At 69.1% G+C, this 20,792-nt stretch carries 18 protein-coding genes; 7 read left to right on the top strand and 11 right to left on the bottom strand.

Annotated elements, in window-relative coordinates; all coding sequences use genetic code 11:
• Positions 1 to 6: 6 nt before the first annotated feature.
• From P7V53_RS26880 to P7V53_RS26870, 3 genes are all read right to left on the bottom strand, one after another.
• Complete coding sequence (locus P7V53_RS26880; protein WP_280152554.1) at positions 7 to 999, bottom strand: MoxR family ATPase; 993 nt, start codon at positions 997 to 999, stop codon at positions 7 to 9.
• A gap of 38 nt (positions 1,000 to 1,037) precedes the next feature.
• Positions 1,038 to 1,223, bottom strand: a complete 186-nt coding sequence (locus P7V53_RS26875; RefSeq protein WP_280152553.1) for a hypothetical protein — start codon at positions 1,221 to 1,223, stop codon at positions 1,038 to 1,040.
• A 110-nt stretch (positions 1,224 to 1,333) separates the two neighbouring features.
• A complete protein-coding gene (locus P7V53_RS26870; protein WP_280152552.1) occupies positions 1,334 to 2,029 on the bottom strand; it encodes a mobilization protein in 696 nt (231 codons plus the stop codon).
• A gap of 138 nt (positions 2,030 to 2,167) precedes the next feature.
• Between P7V53_RS26870 and P7V53_RS26865 the strand changes: the two genes are divergently transcribed.
• A complete protein-coding gene (locus P7V53_RS26865; protein ID WP_280152551.1) occupies positions 2,168 to 4,426 on the top strand; it encodes a PhoX family phosphatase in 2,259 nt (752 codons plus the stop codon).
• Positions 4,427 to 4,477: 51 nt separating this feature from the next.
• On the opposite strand, the gene P7V53_RS26860 is transcribed toward P7V53_RS26865, so the two are convergent.
• Genes P7V53_RS26860 through P7V53_RS26845 form a run of 4 tightly spaced genes read right to left on the bottom strand, consistent with a single transcriptional unit; the run spans position 4,478 to position 7,317 of the window.
• Positions 4,478 to 5,227: an SDR family oxidoreductase gene (locus P7V53_RS26860; protein ID WP_280152550.1), complete on the bottom strand. Its 750-nt coding sequence runs from the start codon at positions 5,225 to 5,227 to the stop codon at positions 4,478 to 4,480.
• Entirely contained in the window at positions 5,224 to 6,003 is a 780-nt protein-coding gene (locus tag P7V53_RS26855) for a BPSS1780 family membrane protein (RefSeq protein ID WP_280152549.1), read from the bottom strand. The genes P7V53_RS26860 and P7V53_RS26855 overlap by 4 nt, the downstream gene beginning before the upstream one ends.
• A complete protein-coding gene (locus P7V53_RS26850) occupies positions 6,000 to 6,974 on the bottom strand; it encodes a homoserine kinase (RefSeq protein ID WP_280152548.1) in 975 nt (324 codons plus the stop codon). Before P7V53_RS26850 ends, P7V53_RS26855 begins: the two co-directional genes overlap by 4 nt.
• 16 nt (positions 6,975 to 6,990) lie before the next feature.
• The gene (locus P7V53_RS26845) at positions 6,991 to 7,317 is read right to left on the bottom strand and encodes a hypothetical protein (RefSeq protein WP_280152547.1); all 327 of its coding nucleotides are present in this window, start codon (positions 7,315 to 7,317) and stop codon (positions 6,991 to 6,993) included.
• 346 nt (positions 7,318 to 7,663) lie between these two features.
• Between P7V53_RS26845 and P7V53_RS26840 the strand changes: the two genes are divergently transcribed.
• From P7V53_RS26840 to P7V53_RS26815, 6 genes are read left to right on the top strand one after another with little or no spacing between them, the layout of a single operon-like run.
• Positions 7,664 to 8,044 carry a response regulator gene (locus tag P7V53_RS26840; protein WP_280152546.1) on the top strand — a complete coding sequence of 127 codons (381 nt, stop codon included), beginning with the start codon at positions 7,664 to 7,666 and terminating at the stop codon, positions 8,042 to 8,044.
• 20 nt (positions 8,045 to 8,064) lie between these two features.
• Positions 8,065 to 10,608: a response regulator gene (locus P7V53_RS26835; protein ID WP_280152545.1), complete on the top strand. Its 2,544-nt coding sequence runs from the start codon at positions 8,065 to 8,067 to the stop codon at positions 10,606 to 10,608.
• Between the two features lie 20 nt (positions 10,609 to 10,628).
• Entirely contained in the window at positions 10,629 to 13,403 is a 2,775-nt protein-coding gene (polA, locus tag P7V53_RS26830; protein ID WP_280152544.1) for a DNA polymerase I, read from the top strand.
• Between the two features lie 37 nt (positions 13,404 to 13,440).
• Entirely contained in the window at positions 13,441 to 14,787 is a 1,347-nt protein-coding gene (locus P7V53_RS26825; protein ID WP_280152543.1) for an MFS transporter, read from the top strand.
• A complete protein-coding gene (locus P7V53_RS26820; RefSeq protein ID WP_280152542.1) occupies positions 14,784 to 16,040 on the top strand; it encodes a lipoprotein-releasing ABC transporter permease subunit in 1,257 nt (418 codons plus the stop codon). The genes P7V53_RS26825 and P7V53_RS26820 overlap by 4 nt, the downstream gene beginning before the upstream one ends.
• Positions 16,033 to 16,707, top strand: coding sequence for an ATP-binding cassette domain-containing protein (locus P7V53_RS26815; protein ID WP_280152541.1), 675 nt, complete (start codon positions 16,033 to 16,035; stop codon positions 16,705 to 16,707). The genes P7V53_RS26820 and P7V53_RS26815 overlap by 8 nt, the downstream gene beginning before the upstream one ends.
• Positions 16,708 to 16,726: 19 nt before the next feature.
• Here the strand turns inward: P7V53_RS26815 and P7V53_RS26810 are convergent, their stop codons facing one another.
• The 4 genes from P7V53_RS26810 to P7V53_RS26795 are packed head-to-tail and all read right to left on the bottom strand — an operon-like array spanning position 16,727 to position 20,730.
• Positions 16,727 to 17,755 carry a VWA domain-containing protein gene (locus P7V53_RS26810; RefSeq protein ID WP_280152540.1) on the bottom strand — a complete coding sequence of 343 codons (1,029 nt, stop codon included), beginning with the start codon at positions 17,753 to 17,755 and terminating at the stop codon, positions 16,727 to 16,729.
• A complete protein-coding gene (locus P7V53_RS26805; RefSeq protein WP_280152539.1) occupies positions 17,752 to 18,720 on the bottom strand; it encodes a DUF58 domain-containing protein in 969 nt (322 codons plus the stop codon). Before P7V53_RS26805 ends, P7V53_RS26810 begins: the two co-directional genes overlap by 4 nt.
• Positions 18,701 to 19,711, bottom strand: coding sequence for a MoxR family ATPase (locus P7V53_RS26800; protein ID WP_280152538.1), 1,011 nt, complete (start codon positions 19,709 to 19,711; stop codon positions 18,701 to 18,703). The genes P7V53_RS26805 and P7V53_RS26800 overlap by 20 nt, the downstream gene beginning before the upstream one ends.
• 44 nt (positions 19,712 to 19,755) lie before the next feature.
• On the bottom strand, positions 19,756 to 20,730 hold the full coding sequence (locus tag P7V53_RS26795; protein WP_280152537.1) for a trypsin-like peptidase domain-containing protein: 975 nt from the start codon (positions 20,728 to 20,730) through the stop codon (positions 19,756 to 19,758).
• Positions 20,731 to 20,792: the final 62 nt, after the last annotated feature.

Genomic DNA, 20,792 nt, shown 5'->3' with positions numbered 1-20,792 from the left:
GATCCTTCAGTCCCGCGGCGCCTCGACGCTGTCGAGCAGAGCGCCGAGCAGCTCGTCGGTCGTGCGGCCGTCGAGCTGCGCATCGGGGGCGAGCCGCACGCGGTGTCGCAGGACCGGCAGCGCGCAATGCTTGACGTCGTCCGGCGTGGCGAAGTCGCGCGCCACCAGCAGTGCTGCACCGCGCGCGGCGCGCACCAGCCCGATCGCCGCTCGGGGGCCGGCCCCGATGGACAGCCCCGGCCAGCCGCGGGTGGCGCGTGTGACGTGGACCGCATAGTCGACCACCTTGGCATCGACGCGCACATGGGCCGCCATGCGCTGCAGCGCCTGCACGTTGCGTTCGTCCAGCCGCGGGGTCACGCCGGCGAGCGGCAGCTGGTCGCCGCTCTGGCCGGTGGTGGTGCGCACGACGATGGCCGCTTCGTCGGCCAGCGGCGGGTAGCTGATCTCGATCTTGAACAGGAAGCGGTCGAGCTGCGCCTCCGGCAGCGGATAGGTGCCCTCGCTGTCGAGCGGATTCTGCGTGGCGAGGACCATGAACGGCCTGGCCAGCGGCAAGGTCTGCCCGTCGAGCGTCACCTGGTATTCCTGCATCGCCTCGAGCAGGGCGCTCTGCGTGCGCGCCGGCGCGCGGTTGATCTCGTCGGCCAGCAGGATGTTGGTGAACACCGGTCCACGCAGCACGCGCAGGCTGCCCAGGGAAGCCCCTTCCCCGGGCGACGTGTCGAGCACCGCGTGTCCGGTGATGTCCGACGGCATGAGGTCCGGCGTGAACTGGATGCGTGCATGGTGCAGCGACAGGGCCTTGGCCAGCGCGCGCGCGAGCAGCGTCTTGCCCAGTCCCGGCAGGCCCTCGATCAGCACGTGCCCCGACGCGAGCAGCGCGATCAGCGCCTGCTCCACCACCTCACGCTGCCCGACGACCGCCTTGCCGATCTCGTTGCGCAGTGCCGCCAGCACTTCGGCGGCGCGGTTCAGGTCGGCGGGGTTGATTTGCATGCGTGTGGAGCGCTTCCCTCATGCGTGGCCGGCGAAGCTCAATCGGAGTCTGGCGTGACGACGTCGATGGTCTTCTCGACCACCTTGCCGGTGACCTTGATGCCCGTGCTCACCACGGCGCCGGTGACCGTGATGGCGGCGCCCGCAGCCGCACCGGCCACCGTCGCGACCGCGCAGCCCGAAAGCGTAAGGGCACAGGCAAGCATGGCGATCAGGCGCAGCAAGGGATGGCGGACATCTGGACGCATGGTGGAGCCCGGTGGAGAAGCGGGGAAGCCGGGCCAATGGTACCCAAGCCGGCTGCAAGCCCGCCGGCCGCGGCCGAGCCCGTCGCTCAGACGCCCACCGCGTCGATTTCGCGGTACACGTCGCGCAGCCACATCTTCACGCGCTGCCGGTCCATCAGGCCGAGCGCCGTGCCATCGACCTCGGCGCCGTGGCGAGCCGCCCAGAAACTGCTGTTGGTCGCGTCGATCTTGTTGATGACGCCGTCGTGCAGGTGTCGCACGGAGATCAGCCTGGCCCCGAGGTCGATGGCGCGGGCCTGCTCGCCCGACTGCTCGAGCACGCTGAAGTTGTTGCCGCGCACCTGGTTGCGCACGACGACGTAGCGCAGTTCCTTGCCGAAGCGGTCGAGCAGCTTCCTCAGCAGGTCGACCGAGTCCTTGCCGGAGTCCATCACGTGCCAGTAGGTGATCTGCACGCCCATCTCGTCGGCCAGGTTCAGCACGCCCGAATCGTCCATCCACTGCAGCAGCGGATCGTTGGTCTGTGCCGCCAGGTCCACCAGGATCCGCCGCTCGGGCTGCTCGACCGCGGCTTCCATGATCGCGTCCAGCGATTCGTACTTGTCGACCAGCACCGGCGAGGCGTACCCGGCATAGAAGCGCATCAGCGCGCCATGCGAGCGGTCGGTGTCGAAGCCGAGAAAGGGAAGGTTCTTGTCGATCAGGTATTGCGCGATCACGCGCGCCATCAGCGACTTGCCGACTCCGCCTTTTTCGCCGCCGATGAAATGGATCTGCGCCATGGGAATGGTCTCCTTGGGGTGGCCCGCATTGTCGTCGCGACAGACGCCGTCACGCGAGTGTCACGTGTCCGTCACGTTGCTTTCGCCGCCGCTGCCTAACCTCCCGCGGTTTTGCGTCCAACCACCGAGGCGAGTCCAGTGAATCCAAAAGATCAGCTTCCCGTTCATGTGATCGACACCGACGACGTCGACCACAACACCTCCGGCAACGAGACCTTCCACGACGTGCTCGATGCCCGCCTGAGCCGCCGGTCGCTCCTGCGCGGCGGGTTCGCGGGCGCGGCCGGCGCGGTGCTGAGCGCCTGGAGCCTGGCTGGATGCGGCGGCAGCGACGACGACGCGCCGCCCCCCGCGCCCGCGGCGCCGACGCCGCTGACGACGCTGGCCTTCGCCGCCGTGCCCAAGAGCCTGGCCGATGCGGTCAGCGTGCCGGCCGGCTACACCGCGACCGTGATCTACGCGCTCGGCGATCCGCTCGATGCCGCGACAGCCGCATACCGGAACGACGGGACCGATGACGCCTTCGACCATCGTGCGGGCGACCACCACGACGGCATGGAGTACTTCGGGCTGTCGGCCGACGGCCTGTCCGTCGACTCCTCGGGCTCCGAGCGCGGCCTGCTGGCGATTAACCACGAGGCGACGAGCAACAAGGGCCCCGATCTGCGCTCGTATTACCTGCACGCCAACGGCGGAACGCTGGCGCCGCGGCCGGCGAGCGAGGTCGACAAGGAAGTCGACGTGCACGGCGTGTCCGTCGTGGAGGTTCGCAGGAGCTCCGGCGCCTGGGGCTATGTGCAGGCCTCGGGCTACAACCGGCGCATCACCCCGCTCACCCCGGTCCAGCTGTCCGGGCCGGCGCGCGGCAGCGCGCTGCTGAAGACCAGGTTCTCCACCGACGGAACAGCCACCCGCGGCACGCTCAACAACTGCGGCACCGGCTGCACGCCCTGGGGCAGCTTCCTCACCGGCGAGGAGAACTGGTCCGGCTACTTCTCGCGCAGCGCCACCGACAACGCCGCGATCGACGCGAAAGCCGTGGTCTCGCTGAACCGCTACGGCCGCCCGCAGGGCAGCACGTCGCGTCACGGCTGGGAGACCGCGGGCGCCGACGACAAGTACGCGCGGTGGGTCATCAGCAAGGTGGGCGCGAGCGCCGACGGCACCGACGACTACCGCCACGAGATGAACGGCTTCGGCTACATCGTCGAGATCGATCCATACGACAAGACGCGCGCCGTGAAGAAGCGCACGGCGCTCGGCCGCTTCGCCCACGAGAGCGCGTCATACGGCAAGGTCGTCGCCGGCAAGCCGCTGGCCGTGTACATGGGCGACGACTCGCGCGGCGAGTACATCTACAAGTACGTCTCCAACGCCGCCTGGAGCGCGGCCGACGCGACGCCCGCCGATCGCATTGCCACGGGCGACAAGTACCTCGACGACGGCAAGCTGTACGTCGCGAAGTTCAATGCCGACGGCACCGGTGAGTGGCTGGAGCTGGCCTACACGAACCCCGTCATCTCCGCCTACGCGACCTACACGTTCGCCGACCAGGCCGACGTACTGGTCAACGCCCGCCTGGCCGCCGATGCGCTCGGCGCGACGAGGATGGACCGGCCCGAATGGTGTGCAGTGCATCCCCTCACCGGCGAGATCTACTACTCGCTGACCAACAACAGCAACCGGGTGGTGGATGCTGCCAGCGGCAAGCAGGTGGTCGATGCAGCCAACCCGCGCACGTACGTGGACCCGAAGGGCGCGGCCACCCAGGCGGGCAATGTCAACGGCCACATCATCCGCATGCACGAAGCCGGTGGCGAATCCGCGGCCAGCACGTTCACCTGGGACGTCTACCTGTTCGGTGCCCAGTCCGACGCCGACGGCACCAGGGTGAACCTGTCGGCACTGACGGCGGACCAGGACTTCTCGAGTCCCGACGGGCTCTGGTTCAGCCGCAACACCGGCCTGTGCTGGATCCAGACCGACGACGGCGCCTACACCGACGTCACCAACTGCATGATGCTGGCGGCCGTGCCGGGCCAGGTCGGCGACGGCGCGAAGACCACGCTCACGTACACCAAGGGCGACGGCAGCACGCTGACGGTCGACACCTACGTGGGCAGGAAACCGACGGCCGACACGCTGAAGCGCTTCCTGGTGGGCCCCGTCGACTGCGAGCTCACCGGCTGCACCGAGACGCCTGACGGCAAGACGCTGTTCGCCAACATCCAGCATCCGGGCGAGATCCTGGCCAATGTCGCCGACATCGCCACGCCGGCGCTGTATCCGAGCCATTGGCCCGGCAATGCCGGCTACGGCGCCGGCGGCGCGACGGCGCGCCCGCGCTCGGCCACCATCGCCATCACCAAGAACGACGGCGGGCGCATCGGCACCTGACCTTCCCGGCGCTCAGGGAGTGGCCGCCGGTGCATTGCCGGCGGCCTTTTTTCATCCTCGGCCGACGAACGGCATCTTGGTCGCCATGATGGTCATGAACTGCACGTTGGCCTCGAGCGGCAGGTTGGCCATCTGCACGATCGCGTCGGCGACATGGCGCACGTCCATGCGCGGCTCGACCATCATGTCGCCGCGCGGCTGGATGACACCGTTGACCATGCGCGTCGTCATGTCGGTGGCCGCGTTGCCGATGTCGATCTGGCCGCAGGCGATGTCGTAGGCGCGGCCGTCCAGCGACGTGGCCTTGGTGAGCCCCGTGATGGCGTGCTTGGTGGCCGTGTAGGGCGCGGAGAACGGCCGCGGCGCGTGCGCCGAGATCGAGCCGTTGTTGATGATGCGTCCGCCGCGCGGGGTCTGGTCCTTCATGAGGCGGAAGGCCTCCTGCGTGCACAGGAACGCGCCGGTCAGGTTGATGTCCACCACGTCCTTCCACTGCTCGAAGCTTATGTCCTCGAGCGGCATCGCCGGCGTGCCGCGGCCGGCGTTGTTGAACAGCACGTCGAGCCGGCCGAAGGCGTCGCGCACCTTCGCGAACAGCGCCTTTACCGACGCCGGATCGCGCACGTCGGTGGGCACCGCGAGGCCACGCCGGCCGGCCTCGCCGGCCTCGGTGAGGCTCTCCTTCAGCGCGTCCTCCCGCCGGCCGGCGAGCACGACGTGGTAGCCGGCGTTGAGCAGCGCGATGGCGCTGGCGCGGCCGATGCCGCTGCCTGCGCCGGTGACGATGGCGACTCTGTTCATGGCGTCTCCTGCGGGGTGGTGGATGCCTGGGGCTCGAAGCTGTCGACGAAGCTGAAGTAGATCGAGGCGTAGAACGCGGCCGACAGCATCAGGCTGAGCGGCGTGACGGCGGCGAACACCAGCTGTGGCATGCCGAGCACGGCGAACACCGTCATGGCGAGCATCAGCAGCAGCATGGTCACCGCCCCCCAGCCGAGCGCGAACACCGTCAGCGCACCCTTGTTGCGCCAGCAGGCGACGGTGCTGAAGAACAGTGACTTGACCGCGCTCTGCCCGTCCCAGTGCACGAGGGCGGGGGCGTGCCAGAACGGAATGGCGATCAGCGCGACGCCGCCGGCCAGCAGCAGCCACGCATATTGCAGGCTCGGGTCGGACAGCAGCGGCTGAAGTTCCTGCGGCGCCGTGCGGCCGTCGCTGACCGCCTGCCGCAGCGCGTCGAAGGCCGCGCCGCCCACGCTGTCGCTCAGCCAGAACACCAGGCCGACCGCGATCGCGTAGGTGATGCCGAGCCGGATCTGGGCCCAGCGCTGCGCTCGCGATGCCTGCAGCGGCTCGAGGAAGACGCCGGGAAACGGGAAGCGGCCCTCCAGCGCCTGGCGCGTGGCGATCATGAAGCCCAGCGACGCCAGCGGCGCCACCGCCAGCATCAGCATGGGCCCGACGAGCAGATACACGAGGAACAGCACGCAGAACGCGAGCGGCTTGCGAAGGAACACCCTCAAGCCATCGCGCACCCACACCATGCCGCGCCGCGGCGGCACCAGCTTCAGCCTCATGGCGACGCCGCCCGCTGCGGCGTGAAATGCCACGGCGTCTCGACGCGGCAGCGCAGCACCCGCTCGAAGTGCGCCGGATCGTGCGCCTTGAGCATGGTGGCATCGCGCGGCAGGTGGAAGTCCCACAGCCGCGAGATCCAGAAGCGCAGGGCGCCCGCGCGCAGCAGCGCCGGCATCAGCCGCAGCTCTCCGCCGGTGAGCGGTCGCACCGCGTCGTAGGCGGCGACGAACGCGTTGGCGCGTTCCTCGTCGAGGCGGCCGGACTCGAGGTCGATGCACCAGTCGTTGAGGCAGACCGCGATGTCGAACAGCAGGCTGTCCACGCCGGCGAAGTAGAAGTCGAAGAAGCCGGTGAGCTCGTCGCCTTCGAACATGACGTTGTCGCGGAACAGGTCGGCGTGGATGGCGCCGCGCGGCAGCTCGGCGTATTGCGCCGAGCCGGCCACGTGCTCCTGGAACGCCAGCTCGGCGTCGATCAGCTCGCGCTGCGCCGCGGTGAGGTGTGGTCGCACGACCGGCACGGTCTCCCGCCACCAGGCAAGCCCGCGCAGGTTGGGCTGCACCAGGGGAAAGTCGCGCCCCGCGAGATGCATGCGCGCCAGCATCGCGCCGACGCTTTCGCAATGCGCGGTGTCCGGCGCGAGGTGGTGGCGGCCCTGGAGACGGTTGACCACCGAGGCGGGCTTGCCCTTCAACGTGTGCAGGATCTCGCCGCTTTCATCGGCCTGGGGATCGGGCACCGGGATGCCGCGCCCGGCCAGGTGCTTCATCAGGTGCAGATAGAACGGCAGCTGCTCGAAGGTCAGGCGCTCGAACAGCGTCAGCACGTAGCGGCCGCCGGTGGTGTCGGCGAAGTAGTTGGTGTTCTCGATCCCCGAAGCGATGCCGGTGAGCGCGGTCAGCTCGCCGATGCTCAGGTGGGACACGAGGGCAGCGGCCTCGTCGAACGAGACCTCGGTGAAGACGGCCATCGGAGGAACGCGGGAGTCAGAACGTGAAGACGCGCCAGACGCGCTTGCCGGCCGCGCCGCGGCTCGAGCCGGCGCCTTCGGACATCTCTCGCGCGCCGTCGGCGGGAATGATTTCGTAGCCTTGCTTGATCGCGCCCTTGGGCTTTACCGTGATGCGCTGCGTCTGGCCGCGCACGCGCAGCTCTTCGATGCGGGCTCCGTCGTCCTCGATCACGGTGTGCTGCACCTTGGGTTCGGACCGCAGGCCGGTGGGCGCAGGAGCATCCCCGGCTTCGTCGGCACCGGCCAGCGGGCTGAAGCTGCACAGCAGCGCGACGGCGACGAGGACGGGCGTGGCTTTCATGCAGCCGATTCTAGGGCGCCGCGGGGCGGGCGCCGGCCCGGATGAAGGGTGGGGGGTGCCCAAAGACGCCCTGCCTTTGACCGGTGGACACGGGGACCAGCAGGTGCGGCGGGCGAGGGGAGTCCGAGGGGTAAACCAGCCGCAGTGCGTCTTTGAGCAAGCGAACCCTAACAGCCCGTCGCTGGGCCCCACAAGCTGTCAAGCCTTACAGGTTGACGGACCGGAAGGCCACGTTACCGTATGTACGCACGACCTTTTGAGCCCGAAGCTACGCCGACGGGACGGCGTTGGGACACACTCCAGTCAGCCCACTGCAGCGCAGCATCACGCAGGAAGAATGAACCACATGCTTCGGATTCTGGTCATCGAGGATTCGCCGGTGAACATGGCCTTGACGGTGGCGATTCTCGAGAACGCCGGACACACCGTGCTGCAGGCCGATCATGCGGTCGAAGGCCTCGAGGTCGCCCGGCGCGAGCAGCCCGACCTGGTGCTGATGGACATCCAGCTTCCGGACCTCGACGGCCTCACGGCCACGCGAATGCTGAAGTCGGATCCGCGCACCGCCGGGGTCCCCGTGATCGCGCTCACGGCGTTCGCGATGAAGGGCGACGAGGACGACACCCGAGCCGCGGGCTGCGACGGCTACGTCACCAAGCCGATCCGCTACAAGGAATTCCTCGCCGAAGTCGACAACGTGCTGAAGCGGCGCGCCGAGCCGGTCTGACCGCGGGCCGGGACAGCGTGATGGCGGTCGAACGGCGCGACGACGACAGCTCGGTCATCCTCTCCACCTCGCCCGCCGGCCCCGCCGACCGCCGCACCGCGCTGATCGTGGTGCTGGTGTCGGCCGCCGGCTTCCTGGCGGCGCTGCCATTCGCGAAGCTGCCGCTGCTGCGGGTGTGGGCGTTCATCCCCATCTACCAGTCGGCACTGGTGCTCACCGACCTGATGACCGCGGTCCTCCTGTTCGGCCAGTTCAGCATCGTGCGCTCGCGGGCCTTGCTGGTGCTGGCCGGGGGCTACGTGTTCACGGCCCTGATGGCCGCGGCGCACGCGATGACCTTCCCCGGCCTGTTCACGCCCCAGGGGCTGCTGGGCGCGGGGCCTCAGAGCACGGCCTGGCTCTACATGTTCTGGCACGGTGGCTTTCCGCTGTTCGTCATCGCCTATGCGCAGCTCAAGGACAGGCAGCGTTCCGTGCCCCACGCCGCTGCACGGACGCTGCACCTGCCGCTCGCCGCCACACTGGGCGGCGCCGCTGCGGCCACGCTTGCGTTCACTGCCGTGGCCACGGCGGGCCAGGAAACCTTGCCGGAAATCATGGCGGGCAACCGCTACCGGCCGGTGTTCGCCGCCGTCGTCGGCCTGGTGTGGGCCGCCAGCCTGATGGCGCTGCTGCTGCTGTGGCGACGCCGACCGCATTCGATGCTCGACCTGTGGCTCGTGGTCGTGATGGCGGCGTGGCTGTTCGACATCGGACTCGCTGCCGTGTTCAACGCCGGGCGCTTCGACCTCGGCTTCTACGCCGGCCGGATCTACGGGCTGCTCGCCGCCAGCTTCGTGCTGGTGATGATGCTGCTGGAGAACAGCCGCCTGTACGCGCGCCTCGTGCGCGCCCACGAGCGCGAGCAGGTCCGCTCCCTCGATGCGCAGCGGCTGAGCGCGCAGCTGGAGGCGGCCAATGCGGCGCTGGCAGCGCAGAACGAGCAGCTCGAAGAAGCGAGCCGGCTGAAGTCCGAGTTCCTGTCAACGATGTCGCACGAGCTGCGCACTCCGTTGAATGCGGTGATCGGCTTCTCCGAGGTCATGAAGGACGGCCTGACCGGTCAGCTCACGGCGCAGCAAGGCGGCTACATCGGCCACATCTTCCAGAGCGGGCAGCACCTGCTCGCCCTGATCAACGACATCCTGGACCTGTCGAAGATCGAGGCCGGACGCGTCGAGCTCGAGCTGTCGCCGGTCGACCTCGACGCGCTGCTCGACGACGCCATCGCCCTGCTGAGCGAGAAGGCGAAGGCAGGACAGGTGCGGCTGCGGCGCGAGTCGCACGAGCCGATCGGAGGCCTGCTCGCCGACCGGCGGCGGCTGCAGCAGATCGTCCTGAACCTGCTGTCCAACGCCATCAAGTTCACACCCGAGCACGGCCAGGTGGTGCTGCAGCAGCGGCTCGTCGACCGCGCGCAGGCGGCGAACGGCATGCCGGGCGCGGGGGGCGGGGTGCGCATGACGCTCCCCGAGAACACCTTCACCACCTTCGTGGAGATCACGATCACCGACACGGGCATCGGCATCGGTGCGGACGACGCACGCAAGCTGTTCGCTCCCTTCACGCAGATCGCCAACCAGCTCACCCGTCGCAGCGAGGGCACCGGGCTCGGGCTGGCGATGGTCAAGCGGCTGGCCGAGCTGCACGGCGGAACGGTGGCGGTGACCAGCGAGCCGGGGCGCGGCAGCTGCTTCACCGTGTGGCTGCCGTGGCGCGAAACCGAGCTGCCCGCGGCGCGCGGCACGCCCGCGGCGTCGCGGGCCCACACCGGCGACGGGCCGCTTGCACTGGTCGTCGAGGACGACGACGAAGCGGCGACGCTGATGCGACTGCAGCTCGAAGCCGAGGGCTTTCGCGTGCGCATTGCCAGGTCGGCGGAGGCGGCGCTGCAGTGGACCGGCGAGCTCATGCCCGACGTGATTTCCGTCGACATCCAGCTGCCCGGAATCGACGGCTGGGAGCTCATCGAGCGCCTGCAGCGTGTGCCCGCCTGGGCGCAGATTCCGGTCGTGGTCGTGTCGGTGATGCCGGACCATCGGCGCGGCTTCTCGCTGGGCGCCTCGCTGGTGCTGCAGAAGCCGGTCGTTCGCGATGCGCTGTCGCGAGGCCTGGCGCGCCTGGGCCTGGTCCCGAGCAGCGAGCGCGACGTGACAGTGCTGGTGATCGACGATGATCCGGCGGCGGTCGAGTTGCTCGCCGTGCACTTGCGGCAGACCGGGCACACCGTGCTGCGAGCGCTCAGCGGCGCCGAGGGAATCGAGCTGGCGCGCCGCTACCGGCCCGACCTCATCGCGCTCGACCTCGAGATGCCCGGCGTGAACGGCTTCGACGTCGTCGACACGCTGAGCGCGCATCCGGCCACGGCGAACATCCCGGTCGTCATCGTGACGGCGCAGCAGCTCACGCCGGAGATGCGTCGGCGGCTGAACGGCCACATCCACGAGATCGTCGACAAGGCCGGCTTCAACGGTGGCCGCTTCATGGGCGAAGTCAAGCGGGCGCTGGCCAGCAAGAGGCCCTAGCCTTCGCAGACAATCGGTGGATGAGCGACGACAACATCGAAAGCGATCCCACCACGCTGCTGCTGGTCGATGGTTCCAGCTACCTGTACCGGGCGTTCCATGCCCTGCCCGATCTGCGGGCACCGGACGGCTTTCCGGTCGGCGCGATCCACGGCATGGTCGGCATGATGCGCAAGCTGCGCGAGGACATTCCCTGCGAGCATGCGGCCTGCGTGTTCGACGCCAAGGGCAGGACCTTCCGCGACGACTGGTACGCCGACTACAAGGCCACGCGCAAGACCATGCCCGAGGACCTGGCGCTGCAGATCGACCCGATCCACGAAGTCGTCAAGCTGCTCGGCTGGCCGGTGCTGGAAGTACCCGGCGTCGAGGCCGACGACGTCATCGGCACGCTGGCCTGCGCGGCGGCCAAGGGCGGCCACAAGGTGATCATCTCCACCGGCGACAAGGACCTGGCCCAGCTCGTCACGCCGCACGTGACGCTGATCAACACGATGAGCAAGCCGCCCGAGGTGCTCGACGTCGACGGCGTCATCGCGAAGTTCGGCGTCTCGCCGGATCGCATCGTCGACTACCTCACGCTGATCGGCGACAGCGTCGACAACATTCCCGGTGTCGACAAGGTCGGGCCGAAGACGGCGGCCAAGTGGATCGCCGAGCATGGTTCGCTCGACGGCGTGATCGCCAACGCCGCGAGCTTCAAGGGCGTGGCGGGCGACAACCTGCGGCGCGCGATCGAATGGCTGCCGCAAGGACGTCGCCTCGTCACGGTGGTGACCGATTGCGACCTGGGCGGCCACGTGATGGACTGGCCCGAGTTCCAGTCGCTGGCCTTGCGCAACGTGGACCGTGAGGCGCTGCTCGCCTTCTACGAGCGTTACGGATTCAAGTCGCTCAAGCGCGAGCTGGAGAACGAGATGCGCGCCGATGCGGCCATCGCCGGCGCCGGTCTTCCCGGCGACAAGCCGGTCGCGCCCGCCCCGCCGCTGGAACGCCGCTACGACACGGTGCTGACACGCGAAGCGCTCGATGCATGGGTCGCGAAGGTGCAAGCGGCCCCCATCACCGCGCTCGACACCGAGACCGATTCGCTGGAGCCGATGCAGGCTCGCATCATCGGCATCTCGCTCGCGGTCGGCCCGGGCGACGGCGCCTACATCCCCGTGGGCCATCACTATGCCGGGGCACCGGAGCAGCTGCCGCTCGAGGAGGTGCTGGCGCGCCTGAAGCCCTGGCTGGAGAATCCCGACGCGGCAAAGGTGGGCCAGAACGTCAAGTACGACGTGCACGTGTTCGCCAACGCCGGCATCGCGGCCAGGGGCTATGCGCACGACACCATGCTGCAGAGCTACGTGCTGGAAGCGCACCGGCCGCACGCCCTCGACAGCCTCGCGCAGCGCCATCTCGGCCGCAGGGGGCTGAGCTACGAGGACGTCACCGGCAAGGGTGTCAACCAGATCCCGTTCTGGCAGGTGGAGCTCGGCCGCGCCACCGAGTACTCCGGCGAGGACAGCGAGATGACGCTGCACGTGCATCACGCACTGTGGCCCAAGCTCGAAGCCGAGAACGGCCTGCTCGAGGTGTACCGCGGCATCGAGATGCCCATCTCGACGGTGCTGCAGCGCGTGGAGCGCAACGGCGTGCTGATCGACGCGGCCGTGCTGAACGCGCAGAGCCGCGAGCTCGGCGAACGCATGATGGCGCTGGAGCGCGACGCGCACCAGCTGGCCGGGCAGCCGTTCAACATCGGCTCGCCCAAGCAGATCGGCGACGTGCTGTTCACCAAGCTCGAGATGCCGGTGCTGCGGCGTACCGCGAGCGGCGCCCCCAGCACCGACGAAGACGTGCTGGAGAAGCTCGCCGAGGACTATCCGCTGCCGGCGAAGATCCTGGAGCACCGCAGCCTGGCCAAGCTGAAGGGCACCTACACCGACAAGCTGCCGCTGATGGTGAATCCGCAGACCGGCCGGGTGCATACCAACTACGCGCAGGCGGTGGCGGTGACGGGCCGGCTGTCGAGCAACGAGCCGAACCTGCAGAACATCCCCATCCGCACCGTCGAAGGCCGCCGCGTGCGAGAGGCCTTCATCGCCCCGCCCGGCCATGTGGTGCTGAGCGCGGACTATTCGCAGATCGAGCTGCGGCTGATGGCGCACATCAGCGAGGATGCCAACCTGCTGCGCGCCTTCACCGAAGGCATGGACGTGCACCGCGCCACCGCGGCCGAGGTCTTCGGCGTCGATCCGCTGCAGGTCACCAGCGAGCAGCGACGCTACGCGAAGACGATCAACTTCGGCCTCATCTACGGCATGAGCGCGTTCGGGCTCGCAGCCAACCTCGGCATCGAGCGCAGCGCGGCCACTGGCTACATCGAACGCTATTTCGCGCGCTATCCCGCGGTCAAGCGCTACATGGACAGCACCAAGGCGCTCGCCAAGTCACGCGGCTACGTCGAGACCTTGTTCGGCCGGCGCGTCTGGCTGCCGGAGATCAACAGCCCCAACGGTCCGCGCAAGTCGGGCGCCGAGCGGCAGGCGATCAATGCGCCCATGCAGGGCACGGCGGCCGACATCATCAAGCTCGCGATGATCGCGGTGCAGAAGGCACTCGACGAGCAGCGGCGCGCCACCAAGATGGTGATGCAGGTGCACGACGAGCTGGTCTTCGAGGTGCCGGATGCCGAGGTGGACTGGGCGCGCGACGAGATCCCGCGCATCATGGCGTCGGTGGCGCAGCTGAAGGTGCCGCTGATGGCAGAGGTCGGTGTCGGCCGAAACTGGGACGTGGCGCACTGACGCAGCGCTCCGTCGCGTTCCGCACGAAAGGCTCGACATGGCCCTCTTTCCGCAAGAAGCCCTGAACGACGGCGTGCGCAAGCGCGAGGTGTTCGGCTGGGCGATGTACGACTTCGCCAACTCGGGCTACACCACCGTGGTCCTCACGGCCGTGTTCAACGCCTACTTCGTCGGCGCGGTGGCCGGCGGTGCGCCATGGGCCACGCTGGCGTGGACGCTGGCGATCGCGGCCTCCAGCGTGCTGGTGATGCTCACCATGCCGGCGATCGGCGCCTACGCCGACCTGCGCGCCGCGAAGAAGCGGCTGCTGGCCATCAGCACCGCGGGCTGCATCGTCGCCACCTGCGCCCTGGCCCTGGTGGGCCGCGGCGACGTGGCGCTGGCGGTGGTGGCGGTGGTGCTGTCGAACACCTTCTACTCGTACGGCGAGTCCCTCTCGGCCGCCTTCCTGCCGGAGCTGGCGCGCGAGAAGGCGATCGGACGGGTGTCGGGCTGGGGCTGGAGCTTCGGCTACTTCGGGGGCATGTTGTCGCTGGGGGCCGGCCTGGCCTACGTGCTGGCGGCGCAGGCGCGCGGCGAAGCCGCGACCCGCTTCGTGCCGGTGACGATGCTCATCACGGCCGTGGTCTACGGCGTCGCGTCGCTGGCCACCTTCGCGCTGCTGCGGGAGCGGGCGGTGCCGCAGCCGCTGGCCGGCACTTCCGGCGTCGTCGCGTCGCTGCGCGAGCTGAAGCAGACCTGGCGCAACGCGCGCCGCTTCAGCGACTTCAGCTGGATGCTGGCCTGCGGCGCGTGCTACCAGGCCGGCATCTCGGTGGTCATCGCGCTCGCCGCGGTGTATGCCGAGCAGGTGCTGGGCTTCAAGCAGGCGCAGACCATGATGCTGGTGTTCCTGGTCAACATCGCTGCCGCGCTGGGTGCCTTCGGCTTCGGCTACTGGCAGGACCGGCTCGGCGCCAAGCCCGCGCTCGCGCTCACGCTGGTGGGCTGGATCGTGATGATCGTGCTGGCGGCGCTGGCCACCGGGCCGGGGCTGTTCTGGGCGGCGGCCGTCGTCGCCGGACTGTGCATGGGCTCCAGCCAGTCGACCGGTCGCGCGATGATCGGGCTGTTCGCGCCGAGCCGGCAGCGTGCCGAGTTCTACGGACTGTGGACCTTCGCGACGCGGCTGTCGGCGATCGTCGGTCCCGTCACCTACGGCGTGGTCACGCTGTTGACGCAAGGCAATCACCGCATGGCAATCGTGTCGACGGCCCTGTTCTTCATCGGAGGCCTTCTGCTGCTGACCAAGGTCGACATGAACCGCGGCATGTCCGCGGCGCGCAGCGCGTCGGCGGCGCGTGGCGAGCCCGGCGCTGCCTCGGTTAGCATCGCCACCCCATGAACTGGCCCTACGAACTGCAGATCGGCTGGCGCTACACCCGAGCCGGTCGCGCGGGCCGCCGCAACCGCTTCATCTCCTTCATCTCCGGCGTGTCCATGCTCGGCATCGCGCTCGGCGTGGCCGCGCTGATCATCGTGCTGTCGGTGATGAACGGCTTCCAGAAGGAGGTGCGCGACCGCATGCTGAGCGTGATCGCCCATGTGGAAATCTACGACGCGCAAGGCACCGGCCTGCCCGACTGGCAGGCCTTGGCGGCCAAGGCGCGCGACAACCCGCAGGTGATCGGCGCAGCGCCTTTCGTCGCGGCACAGGCGCTCATCGCGCGCGGCGACGAGATGCGCGGCGCCATCGTCCGCGGCATCTCCCCGGCCGACGAGGCGACCGTCACCGACATCGGCCGGCAGCTGCGCGACACCACGCTGGCCCGGCTGAAGCCCGGCGAGTGGGGCATCGTGCTGGGCGGCGAGCTGGCGCGCAACATGGGCGTGCGCGAGGGCGACAAGGTCACCATCGTGGCGCCTGGGGGACAGGTCACGCCCGCCGGCGTCGTGCCCCGGCTCAAGCAGCTCACCGTGGTCGGCAGCTTCAACGCCGGGCACTACGAATACGACAGCGGCCTTGCGCTCATCCACGTGGAGGACGCGCAGCGCCTGTTCCGCGTGGACGGCCCCACCGGCGTGCAGCTGCGCCTGAAGGACGTGCATGCCGCGCGCGAGGTGGCCGACCAGCTCGCCGGCACGCTGGGTCCGGGGGTCAACGTGCGCGACTGGACGCGCACCAACCGCAACTGGTTCGAGGCGGTGCAGATCGAGAAGCGGCTGATGTTCATCATCCTCACGCTGATCATCGCGGTGGCCGCCTTCAACCTCGTGTCGACCCTGGTGATGACCGTCACCGACAAGCAGGCCGACATCGCCATCCTGCGCACGCTGGGTGCCAGTCCGCGCTCGATCATGGGCATCTTCATGGTGCAGGGCGCAGCGGCCGGCATCATCGGCACGCTGGCCGGCGTGGCGCTGGGCCTGCTGGTCGCCTTCAACATCGACGTCATCGTGCCGGCCATCGAGCGCCTGCTGCACGTGAGCTTTCTGCCCGGCAGCGTCTACCTCATCAGCCGCATGCCGAGCGATCCGCAAAGCCAGGACATCGTGCCCATCGTCGTCATCTCGCTGCTGCTCGCTTTCGTCGCGACGCTGTACCCGAGCTGGCGGGCAAGCCGCGTGCAGCCGGCGGAGGCACTGCGCTATGAGTGAGGCGGTGATCGAGGCGCGCGGCCTGCACAAGGCCTTCACCGAAGGCGGGCTGGACGTGCGCGTGCTGCAAGGCATCGACCTCACGGTGCAGCGCGGCGAGACCTTGGCGGTGGTCGGTGCATCGGGCTCGGGCAAGAGCACGCTGCTGCACCTGCTCGGCGGCCTGGAGGCGCCCAATGTCGGCAACGTGCTGCTGCAAAGCCGCGACTTCTCCCACATGAGCCCGGCCGACCAGGGCGAGTGGCGCAACCGGCACCTCGGCTTCGTCTACCAGTTTCACCATCTGCTGCCCGAATTCACCGCCCTCGACAACGTCGCGATGCCGCTGCGCGTGCGCCGCGCGACCGTGCTCGAGGCGCGCGAGCGCGCCCGTGAGGTCCTGGGCCAGGTGGGCCTGGCCCAGCGGGTGATGCACCGGCCCTCGCAATTGTCCGGCGGGGAGCGACAGCGCGTCGCGATCGCGCGGGCGCTGGCCGGCGAGCCGGCCTGCGTGCTGGCCGACGAGCCCACGGGCAACCTCGACCGGGAAACGGCGGACGGCGTGTTCTCGCTGATGCTGGAGCTCGCCAGCCGGCGAGGCATGGCCTACGTGATGGTCACGCACGACGAGACGCTGGCGCAGAAGTGCGACCGGGTGTTCCGGCTGCGCAACGGCAAGCTGGCCTAGCCCACGCGACCCGGCGACGTCACATCACCCGGCCGAACCAGGCGACCGACAACCCCGCCGCGATCACGACCAATCCGGCAGCCACCGCGGCGAACAGCGCGCTGATCTCGGTTTCCTTGCGCTCGACCACCAGCCGCGTGCTCAGCGATTCGTAGACCTTCTTCAGGTCGCCGGCCGTGCCGGCATAGAAGTATTCGGCGCGCGTCAGGTTGGCGATGCCCTTCAGCGTGTCCTCGTCCAGCCGCACGCGCATGCTCCAGCCTTCGAAGCCGATCGTCTCGCCTTCCTTGGTGCCGATGCCCACGGTGTAGACCTTGACGCCGCGGTCGGCGGCCATCTTGGCCGCATCCATCGGATCGGGCCCGGTGGTGCGCTGGCCGTCGGTGAGCAGGATGATCGCGCCCGAGTTGTACGAGCCGGGCGGCACGGGCGGCGCCTCTTTCTTCTTCGAGTCGTTCGGACCCAGCGGCATGCTGCGCGCCCCGGTGATCTGCGACAGGTCGATGCCGGCGTCCGGGAACAGCGTGGCCAGCGACAGCACGATGCCGCTGCCGATGGCGGTGGCGCGCTGCAGCTGGAAGCGGTCGATGGCGGCGAACAGGTCTTCGCGGCTTTGCGTCGGGGGCTGCACGACGGCGGCGGTGCCGGCGAAGGAAACGATGCCCACGCGGACGGTGCGCGGCAGATCCTTGATGAAGGCCTTGGCCGCCTCCTGCGAAGCCACCAGGCGGTTGGGATGCACGTCGGTGGCGCGCATGCTGCCCGACACGTCCATCGCCAGCACGATCGTCTCCTGCTGGCTGGGCAGCGTGATGACGGCCAGCGGCCGAGCGGTCGCGAGCAGCAGCGCCGTGATGGCCAGCAGCATGAGCGCGGGCGGCACGTGCCGCCGCCAGCCGGGACCCTTGCCGGCCGCCTGCTTCACCATGGCCAGGCTCGCATAGCGAACCGTGTTTTTCTTGCGGCGGTGCAGCAGCCAGAAATACAGCAGGACCAGCGCCGGCACCAGTGCCAGCAGCCACAGGAAATCAGGCCAGACGAAGGTCATGGTCGGCCTCCGCTCGTTGCGGTTGCATTCCAGGATGCGCGCGGCGCCAGGTGCGCCGGCAGGCCGCCGCCGGCCGCCAGCCGGCTGCGTTGCCGCCTCATCTCGGCAAAGCGCAGCACTGCATCCACGAGATCATCATCGGTCGCCAGTTCGAGCGTGTCCACCCCTGCCTTGACGAAACCGTCACGCATGCGCTGCTCGTGCTCCTCGGCGACCTTGACGAAACGCTCGCGGAAGCCCGGGTCGTGGGTGTCGACGAACATCTGCTCGCCGGTCTCGGCGTCCTGGATGGTCACGAGTCCCAGGTCGGGGAGCTCCAGCTCCGCCGCGTCGTACAGGCGCACGGCCAGGGCCTCGTGGCGCTGCGACAGGCGCGCCAGCGCGTCCTGCCAGCCGGGGGCGCTGATGAAGTCGGAGACGACGAAGATCACGGAGCGGCGCGGGATCATGCGGTGCGCGGCCTCGAGCAGCCGGTGCAGCTGCGTGCCGCTGCCGCCGGTCGGCGCGGTGAAGTCGCGCATGCGCTGCAGCAGGTTGAGCACATGCAGCCGCCCGCCGCGCGCCGGCAGCACCGCATCCACCTGATCGCCGTACAGCATGGCGCCCACACGGTTGCCGTGGCGCGTCAGCACGCGGGCGAGCACGGCGACGAATTCGGCCGACACGAGGCGCTTGGTGCGTGACTGCGAGCCGAAGTCGACGCTGCCCGACAGGTCGAGCACGAACCAGGCGTTGAGCTCGCGGTCCTCGGTGAACTCGCGCACGTAGGGGCTTTGCAGGCGTGCGGTGACGTTCCAGTCGATGTGGCGCACGTCGTCGTGGAGCTGGTACTCGCGCAGGTCGGCCAGGTCGATGCCGGCGCCGCGGAACAGCGTGCGGTAGTCGCCTTGCAGCAGCCCGTCGAGACGGCGGATCACCGTCCATTCGAGCCGACGCAGGATCGCGTCAGTGCTTGGCGCGCTCATCGGGATGGTGTGCCAGCGGCTTGTCGGGCTTCGGCACTTTTTGCACGATCTGCGCGATCAGCTGATCGGGCGTGAGGTTGTCGGCCAGCGCCTCGTAGCTCAGCACCAGTCGATGGCGCAGCACGTCGGGGACGAGGTCCACCAGGTCCTCGGGCAGCGCGTAGCCGCGGTTGCGCATCATCGCCAGCGCCTTTGCGCCTTCGATCAGGCCGATGGTGGCGCGCGGGCTGGCACCGAAAGTGAGGTACTTGGCCATGTCGGGCAGGCCATGCCTGGCCGGATCGCGGGTGGCGCTGACCAGCTTGACGGCGTATTGCATCAGCGACGGATCGACGTACACCTTGCGGCACTCGCGCTGCAGCTCCGCGAGCTGGCCGGTGCTGGCCACCGGACTGACCAGCGCCGGGTCGCCGGTCACCCGCTCGACGATGACGAACTCCTCGTCCTCGCTGGGATAGCCCACCAGCACCTTCATCATGAAGCGGTCCACCTGCGCCTCCGGCAGCGGGTAGGTGCCCTCGGTCTCGATGGGGTTTTGGGTGGCCATTACCAGAAAGGGCGACGGGACCTTGTGCGTTTCTCCTGCAATCGTTACCTGTCGCTCCTGCATGACCTCGAGGAGGGCGCTTTGCACCTTGGCCGGCGCGCGGTTGATCTCGTCGGCGAGCAGCAGGTTGGCGAACACCGGCCCCAGCGAGGTGCTGAAGTCACCCGTCCTCTGGTTGTAGATGCGCGTGCCGACCAGGTCGGCCGGCACCAGGTCGGGCGTGAACTGGATGCGCTTGAACGAGCCGCGCAGCGTGGTCGCCAGCGTCTTGATGGTGATCGTCTTCGCGAGGCCCGGGACGCCCTCGACCAGCAAGTGCCCTTGCGCGAGCATGGCGACCATCACCCGCTCGAGGAACTTGTCCTGGCCGACGACGACGCGCTTTACCTCGTAAAGGATGCGCTCCATCAGCGTGGCGGTGCTCTGCGCGTCGGTTGATTCCATGGCGGCGTAAGGGAAGTGGGGAAGAAGGGCGGCCGGACGGCCGTTCAGAACGGCGGCAATCCGACCGCGGCGGCGGCGTTCTCGATCGGCACGGCGAAGCCGATGCCGATGAAGGTGCCCTGTTCGCCGGGATTGAGGATGGCGGTGACGATGCCCACCACCGCGCCGTCCATCGTGATCAGCGGGCCGCCCGAGTTGCCGGGATTGGCAGCCGCATCGAACTGGATCAGGTTGGTGAGGCGCTCGCCTTCCGGCGCGCGAAAGCTGCGCTTCAGGCCGGAGATGACGCCGGCCGAAGTCGACGGCCCGATGCCGAAGGGAAAGCCGATCGCGATCACCTCGTCGCCCGGCATGAGGTCGCCGGTCCCGCGCATGGTGGCGGCCACCAGGTCGTCGGGAATGCTCTTGGCGCGCAGCACGGCCAGATCGTTTTCGGGCTGCGCGCCGACCATCGAGGCGTCGGACTCGTGTCCGTCGGCGAAGGTGACCTTGATGCGCTTGGAACCGACGACGACGTGCAGGTTGGTCAGGATGGTGCCGTTGTCGACGATGACGACGCCGGTGCCGGTCGAGCGCGTGTGCTGGCGCGGATCATCGCCCGGCTTCGGCGGCTCCTCGTTCTCGTCGTCCAGGCCGACCACGCGCACCACCGACGGCCGGACGGCCGCATGCGCCTTGGCGTAGGCCGACGGCAGGGGCTCCTTCTCGAGCGAATGACGCACCGCAGCGTCGATGTCCTTCTGCGTGAGCTGGATGGGCGGTGCGATGAGCGCACGGCCGGCGACGCCGCCGGCCAGCAGCAACGCGACCGCGGCACACGACGCTACGAGCATGCGATGGCGAGCGACGAAGGCGCCCCAGCGCGAAGGCCGCTGGGCGAGCGGCGCCGGCGCGGCCGGCTCGGATGTCGTTGGCGAGGGGGTGGCGGTGGAGGGCCGAGCCGCCGCGGCCGTGTCCGTCGTGGGCATGGGAGCACCCGCGCGCTGACGGGAACGGCTGTAAAGCGGAGCCTTCTTCATCGCTGCACCCCCTCGGTTCGCCAGCGGCAAACCTCGTGCCTGAAACTACCACGCGATCGCGT

The sequence above is a fragment of the Piscinibacter sp. XHJ-5 genome (genome assembly GCF_029855045.1).
Lineage (GTDB): Bacteria > Pseudomonadota > Gammaproteobacteria > Burkholderiales > Burkholderiaceae_C > Albitalea.
The sequence above is the reverse complement of the archived record's forward strand: the minus strand, read 5'-3'. Positions and strand labels throughout refer to the sequence as shown.